Origin of the sequence: Methylobacterium aquaticum, assembly GCF_001043915.1 — a bacterium.
GTDB lineage: Bacteria > Pseudomonadota > Alphaproteobacteria > Rhizobiales > Beijerinckiaceae > Methylobacterium > Methylobacterium aquaticum.
On sequence record NZ_LABX01000019.1, the window covers coordinates 1 to 8,292 of the forward strand.

An 8,292-nucleotide genomic window follows, 5' to 3' on the forward strand; every position below is an offset into this window, starting at 1 on the left:
TCGCACCTCAGGATGAGGTTGAGGGTGGGAAGGACCTGATGCCAGACGGACCGTCCGATCGTGTATCGTGGTCGCCGTCGCGACCGGCTTCCGTTCCTGCTGCGGTCCTTGCTGCGATGGCCGGATCAACCCTGTCGCCACCTCATGCCGACCGCCTCAGGATGCCATCCATTCGACCGACCGGCCGATGAGTCCGCGAGCAGGCAACCACGCCCTCGGGATCAGAGTCCGAACCGGAACGGCGGTCCGATTTACCGCCCGGCCCCCACCGTCACTTCTCCGGCGCGGCAGTTCTGGCGGGCCACCTCGGGACAGGCGGTGAAGCCGCGCAGGTCCTTGGTGAAGCAGATCCGCACCTCCTCGAGCTGCCCCGCCTTGCAGGTGACCGACATCATGTCCGGGCGCAGGCCCGGATTGGCGGCGACGAACTGGCGGGCGATGTCGATCGGGGCGGCGCGCAGGTCTTCCCGAGGGCCCGACAGGGCGGCGGGGATCGTCACCGCCTCGCGGGCACGGCGGGTGGCACGGAAATACGCCGCCGGGTCGAGGCCCGAGCAGGTGCCGTGCTGGCGCCATTCGTGCCGGGCCAGCCCCTCGCTCGGGAACACGCCCTCCGCCTCGGCCATGGCCGGGCGGCTCGGGCTGCGGGGAAACGCGCCGCACTCCCTCGGGAAGCCGCGGTCGTATTGCGGCCACAGGCCGTGGACCACGAAGCCCGGGTTGCGGCCCGTTTCGCATTGCCGGTCGTTGCGGCGCTCGCCGGTGAGCGCGCAATAGGTCGGCGACCAGGAGAGCGCCAGGACGTAGAAGTCGAACGAGCCGGGCTCAGCCCCGCGCCCCTGCGCGGCGGCTGGGCTCGCCAGGGTCGCGAGCGCGAGGAGGGCGGCGGCGAGCCGGATCATCACGGACGGGCCTCGCGGCAGGACGAGGCCGAGGCGTAGGCGTAGGCGAGGTTGCGGTCGAGGCCGTGGACGCAGAACTCGACGCCGTAGGTCATCCCGATCATCCCGAGGCTCTCGCGCACCGAGTAATCGACCCGCCGGCGCACCCCGTCCGAGGTGGTGGCCATCGCGGTGCAGAAGCGGCGGGGAATGAAGTCGAGCCCCCAGGGCCGCCAGGCGGTGCGCTCGATGCTGTCGTAGGCGGCGATCGTCAGCGTCGAGTTCCAGAACTTCGCCTCCTTCTCGGCGAACTGGTAGGTGATCTTCTCCAGCACGCCTTCATCCTGGCAGCCGGGGATCTGGGCGTCGAACGGGAACTCGCGCTCCTCGGCCGGGGCGATCTCCTGGCGGGCCGAGCGGGCCTCGGCCTGCGACAGGCCGGCGGTGGTGAGCCCCAGCAGGAGGGCGGCGAGAAGGGGTGTCTTGCGCATGGGCCGGTCCCTGGGCCCGGGCGGCGCCCACCCGCGAAGGCGGCACCCTGGTTTCCGGGCGAATGACGGTTGCTCTCTCGCCTGACACCAGGCGTCCGCTCGCGCCGAGTCAAGCTTCCGCACCCGCGCGCCCGCGCTTTCGCGGACGGCTGGTGTGCCGGGGGCACACCCATTGCCTGGCATTCCCGCCCCGGGCAATCCCGGGGAGCGCGCCCGCGCCGCGGTTTGCCTCGCCCCGGCGACGGACTAAGACAGGGTCTGAACGGCCCGCCGGAAAAGATGTCAGCCCGCATGAGCACCGAGACCGCCCCCGAGACGAAGCCCGTCGGCCCCGGCGATCAGGTGCTCCTGGTCGACGGCTCGTCCTTCATCTTCCGGGCCTATTTCCAGTCGATCAACCAGCCCGAGCGCTACAATTTCCGCCCCTCGGACGGGCTGCCGACCGGGGCGGTGCGGCTGTTCTGCGCCAAGCTCGCCCAGTTCGTGCAGGAGGGTGCCGCCGGGGTGATGCCGACCCATCTCGGCATCGTGTTCGACAAGTCCGAAGGCTCGTTCCGGAAGGAGATCTTTCCGGATTACAAGGGCCACCGGCCCGACGCGCCCGAGGACCTGAAGCGCCAGATGCCGCTGATGCGCGACGCGGTGCGGGCCTTCGGCCTGCACCCGATCGAGCTGCAACGTTACGAGGCCGACGACCTGATCGCCACCTATTCGCGCCAGGCCGAGGCGCGGGGGGCCGGGGTCATCATCGTGTCCTCCGACAAGGACCTGATGCAGCTCGTCGGCGACCTGGTGCGGTTCTACGATTTCGAATCGGGCCAGAAGGGCAAGCCGGGCTACCGGCCCGAGCGCAACCTCGACCGGGCGGCGATCGTGGAGCGCTGGGAGGGCTTGGCCCCGGAGCAGATCGGCGACGCCCTGGCGCTGATCGGCGACACCTCCGACAACGTGCCGGGCGTGCCCGGCATCGGGCTCAAGACCGCGGCGTCCCTCATCAAGGAGTTCGGCAGCCTCGACGCCCTCCTGGAGAAGGCGGCGACCATCAAGCAGCCGAAGCGCCGCGAGACGTTGCTGAGTCACGTCGATCAGGCCCGGCTGTCGCGCCGCCTCGTCGCCCTCGACGAGCAGGTGCCGGTGCCGGTGCCCCTCGACGACCTCGGTCTGCCGAAGCCCGATCCCGAGCGCCTCGTCGGCTTCCTCAAGGCGATGGAATTCAACACCCTGACGCGCCGCATCGCCCAGATGCTGCACGTCGACCCGGAGGCGGTGCGGCCCGACCCCGCCCTGCTGCCGGCGGGGGCCGATACCGGCTTTTCCAACGCGAAGGGCGGCAGCGATGTCACGCCGTTCTTCGGCGACACGCCGGACGCGCCCGCCGAGGCGAAGGCCGAGGTCGATCCCTTCGCCGATCTCGACCTGCCGGATGCGCCCCCGAAGCCGAAGGCCGCGACCGAGGCGACGCCCACCACCCTCGTGGCGGCCCGGGCGGCGGAAGCCGTCAAGCCGTTCGACACGGCTGCTTACGAGACCGTCACCACGGTCGAGAGCCTGGAAGCCTGGATCGCCGAGGCGGTGGCGGCCGGGGTGGTCGCGGTCGATACCGAGACCACGGCGCTCGACGCCAACAAGGCCGATCTCGTCGGCGTCTCCCTCGCCACCGGGCCGGGCCGGGCCTGCTACATCCCGCTCAGCCATCGCGGCGGCGAGGACCTGTTCGGCGGCGGCCTGCTGCCGGGGCAGCTCTCCTGGGAGGCCGTGCAGGCGCGCCTGAAGCCGCTCTTGGAGAACCCGGCGGTGCTCAAGGTCGGCCAGAACGTCAAGTACGACTGGCTGGTTCTCGCCCGCCACGGCATCGAGGTCCGGCCCTTCGACGACACGATGCTGATCTCCTACGTGCTCGATGCCGGCAAGGGCTCGCACGGGATGGACGAACTGGCTCGCCGCCATCTCGGCCACCAGCCGATCACCTTCGCGGACGTCACCGGGACCGGGCGCCAGAAGGTCACCTTCGACAAGGTCGCCCTCGACAAGGCCACGGCCTACGCCGCCGAGGATGCCGACGTGACCCTGCGGCTGTGGCGGCTGATGAAGCCGCGGCTCGCCGCCGAGCGCCGCGCCACCGTCTACGAGACCCTGGAGCGGCCGCTGGTGCCGGTGCTGGCGCGGATGGAGCGCGAGGGCATCAAGGTCGACCGCCAGATGCTGAGCCGGCTCTCGGGCGATTTCGCCCAGTCGCTGACGCGGCTGGAGGACGAGATCCAGGAGATGGCGGGGGAAAAATTCTCCGTCTCGTCGCCCAAGCAGATCGGCGACATCCTGTTCGGCAAGATGGGCCTGCCCGGCGCCAAGAAGACCCCGTCCGGCCAGTGGGCGACGCCCGCGACGCTGCTGGAGGAACTGGCCGGCCAGGGCCACGAGCTACCGCGAAAGATCCTCGACTGGCGCCAGCTCTCGAAGCTGAAATCGACCTATACCGACAGTCTCCAGGAGCATGCCGACCGGGAGACCGACCGGGTCCACACCTCCTTCGCGCTGGCCGCCACCACGACCGGGCGGCTGTCCTCGTCGGACCCCAACCTCCAGAACATCCCGATCCGCACCGAGGAGGGACGGCGCATCCGCCAGGCTTTCGTGGCCGATGCCGGCCACAAGCTGATCTCGGCCGATTACAGCCAGATCGAGCTTCGTTTGCTCGCCCACATCGCCGACATCCCGCAGCTGCGCCAGGCTTTCGCCGACGGCATCGACATCCACGCGGCCACCGCCTCGGCGATGTTCGGCGTGCCCCTCGACCAGATGAATCCGGACCTGCGCCGGCGCGCCAAGACGATCAATTTCGGCATCATCTACGGCATCTCGGCCTTCGGCCTCGCCGACCGGCTCGGCATCCCGCAGGGCGAAGCTTCGGCCTTCATCAAGCAGTATTTCGAGCGCTTCCCCGGCATCCGCGCCTATATCGACGACACCAAGAAGATCTGCCGCGACAAGGGCTACGTGACGACGCTGTTCGGCCGCGTCTGCCACTACCCGCAGATCCGCTCCAACAACCCGCAGGAACGCGCCTCGGTCGAGCGCCAGGCGATCAACGCCCCGATCCAGGGCACCGCCGCCGACATCATCCGCCGGGCGATGGCGCGGATGGAGGGCGCCCTGTCGGCGGCCGGCCTCTCGACCCGGATGCTGCTTCAGGTCCACGACGAACTGGTCTTCGAGGCGCCCGACGACGAGGTCGATCGCGCGCTGCCGATCATCGCCCGGGTGATGGAGGAGGCGCCGCACCCGGCGGTGAGCTTGCGGGTGCCGCTCGCCGTCGAGGCCAAGGCGGCGACGAACTGGCAGGAAGCGCATTGAACGGAGGCGCATTGAACCAAGGCGCCCTGAACGGGCGCCGCGGGCTTGCGACAACGGCCCCGCACGATCCGGCGGTGCCGTCGTCTTACGGCAGGGCCGGCGCCGGGTCCCTGGCCGGGCCGGCCTGGGGCTGCGCCACCTCCCGGACCAGGACCCCGAACAGCGCCACCAGCAGCACCGGCATCCCGCCGAAGCCCAACATCTGCAACGGCATCATCAGGGCGGGGCTCAGCCAGGCGAAGACCGTGAGCCGGTCCGGCTGGGCGCCGGGCTCGGCCGCCAAGAGCCGCCAGACCAGCACGGCCGCCACGAGCGTCAGGTCATAGTTGAAGGCGTAGGGCGTCAGAAGCGGGACCGCCGCCGCGACGAGGCCGGCGCGTTGCAGCGGATCGCGGGCGCGGCGCACGGCCCAGACCGTCGCCGCGAGGACCGGAACGGAGACCAGGAGTTGCAGGCCCCAGGCCGCGGCCATCGACAGCCCGAAGGTGCGCGCGCCCGCGAAGACCGACGCCATCATGTAGGCGTAGAACCCGTGGAACGAATCGAGCAGGCCGTACAGGAAGGCGCTGGTCTCGCCGAGATTGTGCCGCCAGGGATCGACCCCGAAGGCCAGGAGCGACGCGCCGACCAGCGCCAGGGTGGTGGCGATGGCCGCCGCGATGGTCCGCCAGGCGCCCAGCGCGATCAGGACCGGGGGCAGCACGAGGCCGAGCTGCGGCTTGTAGGTGAGCAGGCCGAACAGGATGCCGGCGAGAACCGGCCGGCGATCCAGGGCGAGCAGGCCGCCGAGCAGCAGGGCGCCGGTGAGGAAGCCGTTCTGGCCGCCGGCGGCGTTGATGAGGCAGGCCGGCGCCAGCGCGAGGAGCAGCAGGGCGCGCGGGCGCCGTTCTGGCGGGAGGCCGGCCAGCGTCACGCCCGCGAAGGCGGCGAACAGCCCGAGCGTCCAGACCGCGAGGGCCACGAAATACGGCAATTGCCCGAGCGGCCCGAGCAGCAGCAGCGTGAAGGGCGGATAGCTCCAATTGTGGAAGGGCAGCGGGGTGCCGAACAGGGCGCCGATCGCCGCGTGATAGGCCGGGAGGTCGAACAGGGTGTCGAGCTGCCCCGAGAAGGCGAGGCGCGGCCCGGCCCAGGCATTGATGAAGTCGCGCCCGATCGGATGCCCGGTGACGTCGAGCCCGCCCCCGGCCGGCCGGTAATAGCGCACCAGGATCGGCAGCGTGCTCAGGATCCCGAGGATCATCAGCACCGTGCTCGGTGCGATCGGCCGCCGGGGCGCGGGAATCAGGGGCATCGCGTGCTCTCTCGCCTCGGGGACGTGGCGCCCGGCCGGCCGCAGCCTTCGGAGTTCTCGCGCCCGCGATCGGGTGCCCGCCTCCGGGAGGCGCGTCGGATCCGGGCGGCCGTGGGCTGGACGTCCGCATCCTGGGCCCCGGCTCCGGCCGGGAGGTTAGGGGGAGCGGTCTTAACGGTCAGTTTCGCCGACCTCTCACGCCGGCACGCGCACCGTCGCGCGCAGGCCCCCGAGCGGCGAATCGTGCAAGGCCACGTCGCCGCCATGGGCGCGCGCGATGTCGAGGGCGATGGCGAGGCCGAGGCCCGATCCCCCGGCATCCTGGCGGGCGTCGTCGAGGCGCACGAACGGCTTGAACACCTCCTCGCGCAGCTCGATCGGGATGCCCGGGCCGTCGTCGTCGATCGAGACCGCGAGCCAGCGCGCCTCCTGGCGGGCGGTGATCGCGATGGTGTCGCCGTAGCGGGCGGCGTTGGAGGCGAGGTTGAACAGGCAGCGCCGGAAGGCGTCGGGCCGGACCGTCACGGTCGACTGGCCCTCCAGCGTCACCTCCGAGACGTGGCCACCGAGGCGCTCCACGTCGGTGCGAACGTCCTCCAGCAGGGCCCTGAGATCGATGGCCGCGGCCGGCTCGCCGGAATCGCCCTTGGCGAAGGCGAGGTAGCCCTCCAGCATCCGGCTCATCTCGTCGACGTCGCGTTGCAGGTCGTCGATCTCGGGGGTCTGCGGCAGCAGCACCAGGGAGAGCCGGAACCGCGTGATGATGGTGCGCAGGTCGTGGCTCACCCCGTTGAGCATGGTGGTGCGCTGCTCCATCGCCCGCTCGATGCGCCGCTTCATCTCGATGAAGGCGTGGCCGGCCTTGCGCACCTCGCGGGCGCCGCGGGGGCGGAAATCCAGCTCGCGGCCCTTGCCGAAGCTCTCGGCCACGTCGGCGAGCCGCAGGATCGGCCGGATCTGGTTGCGCAGGAAAAGGATCGCGACGCCGAGCAGCACCATCGACGAGCCGCCCATCCAGAGCAGGAAGATGTGCGAGTTCGAGGCGTAGGCCTGGCTGCGCCGGGCGATCACCCGCATCACCCCGCCGGGGATCTCGACCCGGATCTCGATCAGGCTGGAGCGCCCGACCGTGTCGATCCAGAACGGCCGGGCGATCTGGCGGCGGATCTCGTCGGACAGGGCCTCGTCGAGGAGCGAGAAGAACGGCCGCGGGCCCGGCGCCGGGAGCTTGGCCCCCTCCAGGATGTCGACGTCGAGGTTGAGCCGCTCGCCGGCGATGCGCTCCAGGGTCTCGGCGCCCTTGTCCTGCGGATAGCTCTCGTAGATGTCGATGAGCGCGGCGACGTCGGCGGTGACGGCGGCCGAGAGGCGCCGGGTCACCAGCTGCCAGTGCCGCTCCATGAAGGCGTAGGCGATCACCGATTGCAGCAGCACCATCGGGGCGATGATGATGATGAGCGAGCGGGCGTAGAGCCCCTTCGGAAGCCGGTCGCCGATCACGCGGCCGAGCCGGCGCCAGGCCCGCCGGGGCGTCGGCAGCGTCCCGGCGAGGGGCGGGGCGGGCATGTCCGTCAGTCCAGGACCAGCCGGTAGCCGACGCCGCGCACGGTCTGCACGTAGCGCGGGTTGGCCGGGTCGTCCTCGATGCGCCGGCGCAGGCGGTTCATCTGCACGTCGACGGTGCGCTCGTTGGCGGCGCCGTTGGTGCCGGTCAGCGCCTCGCGCTCGACATTGCCGCCGCGGGCGAGCGCCAGGATGGTCAGGATCTCGCGCTCGCGCTCGGAGAGGCGGATCGCCTCGTCGTCGCGGGTCAGCTCGCCGCGCTCGATGCGGAACTGGAACGGCCCGAAGCGCACCGCGTCGAGCGGGGAGGCTGCGCCGTCGGCCGGCCCGCGGGCGCTGCGGCGCAGGATGTTGTTGAGGCGCAGGATGAGTTCCCGCGGCTCGAACGGCTTCGGCAGGTAGTCGTCGGCGCCGATCTCGAGCCCGGTGACCCGGTCGTTCGGGTTCGAGCGGGCGGTGAGCATCAGGATCGGCACCTGCGAGGTCAGCCGGATCTGGCGGGCATAGTCGAAGCCGGTCTCGCCGGGCATCATCACGTCGAGCACCACCGCGTCGAAGACGAGGCTGCGGCCCCGCGCCCGCGCCTCGGCGGCGCTGGCCGCTGCCGTGACCCGGTAGCCGTTCTCGCCGAGGAAGCGGGCGAGCAGGTCGCGCAGGCGCCGGTCGTCGTCGACCACCAGGATGTGGGGGGCGTGGTCGGGCAGCTCCGCCC

At 71.2% G+C, this 8,292-nt stretch carries 6 protein-coding genes; 1 reads left to right on the forward strand and 5 read right to left on the reverse strand.

Features of this window, described 5'->3' with window-relative positions:
• Positions 1 to 251 precede the first annotated feature (251 nt).
• Together VP06_RS02610 and VP06_RS02615 are read right to left on the reverse strand one after the other, a co-directional pair.
• The gene (locus VP06_RS02610; RefSeq protein ID WP_048462282.1) at positions 252 to 902 is read right to left on the reverse strand and encodes a ribonuclease T2 family protein; all 651 of its coding nucleotides are present in this window, start codon (positions 900 to 902) and stop codon (positions 252 to 254) included.
• Positions 902 to 1,372 (reverse strand): hypothetical protein, encoded by a 471-nt coding sequence (locus tag VP06_RS02615; RefSeq protein ID WP_048462283.1) that lies wholly within the window; start codon positions 1,370 to 1,372, stop codon positions 902 to 904. Before VP06_RS02615 ends, VP06_RS02610 begins: the two co-directional genes overlap by 1 nt.
• A 291-nt stretch (positions 1,373 to 1,663) precedes the next feature.
• Between VP06_RS02615 and polA the strand changes: the two genes are divergently transcribed.
• Positions 1,664 to 4,723 (forward strand): DNA polymerase I, encoded by a 3,060-nt coding sequence (gene polA, locus VP06_RS02620; RefSeq protein WP_048462284.1) that lies wholly within the window; start codon positions 1,664 to 1,666, stop codon positions 4,721 to 4,723.
• Positions 4,724 to 4,808: 85 nt separating this feature from the next.
• Here polA and VP06_RS02625 read toward each other — a convergent pair whose 3' ends face one another.
• From VP06_RS02625 to VP06_RS02635, 3 genes are all read right to left on the reverse strand, one after another.
• Entirely contained in the window at positions 4,809 to 6,017 is a 1,209-nt protein-coding gene (locus tag VP06_RS02625) for a glycosyltransferase family 87 protein (protein ID WP_053081501.1), read from the reverse strand.
• Positions 6,018 to 6,212: 195 nt separating this feature from the next.
• Positions 6,213 to 7,583, reverse strand: a complete 1,371-nt coding sequence (locus VP06_RS02630; RefSeq protein WP_048462285.1) for an ATP-binding protein — start codon at positions 7,581 to 7,583, stop codon at positions 6,213 to 6,215.
• Between the two features lie 5 nt (positions 7,584 to 7,588).
• A partial coding sequence (locus VP06_RS02635) for a response regulator (RefSeq protein WP_063928342.1) occupies positions 7,589 to 8,292 on the reverse strand: 704 nt, incomplete at its 5' end.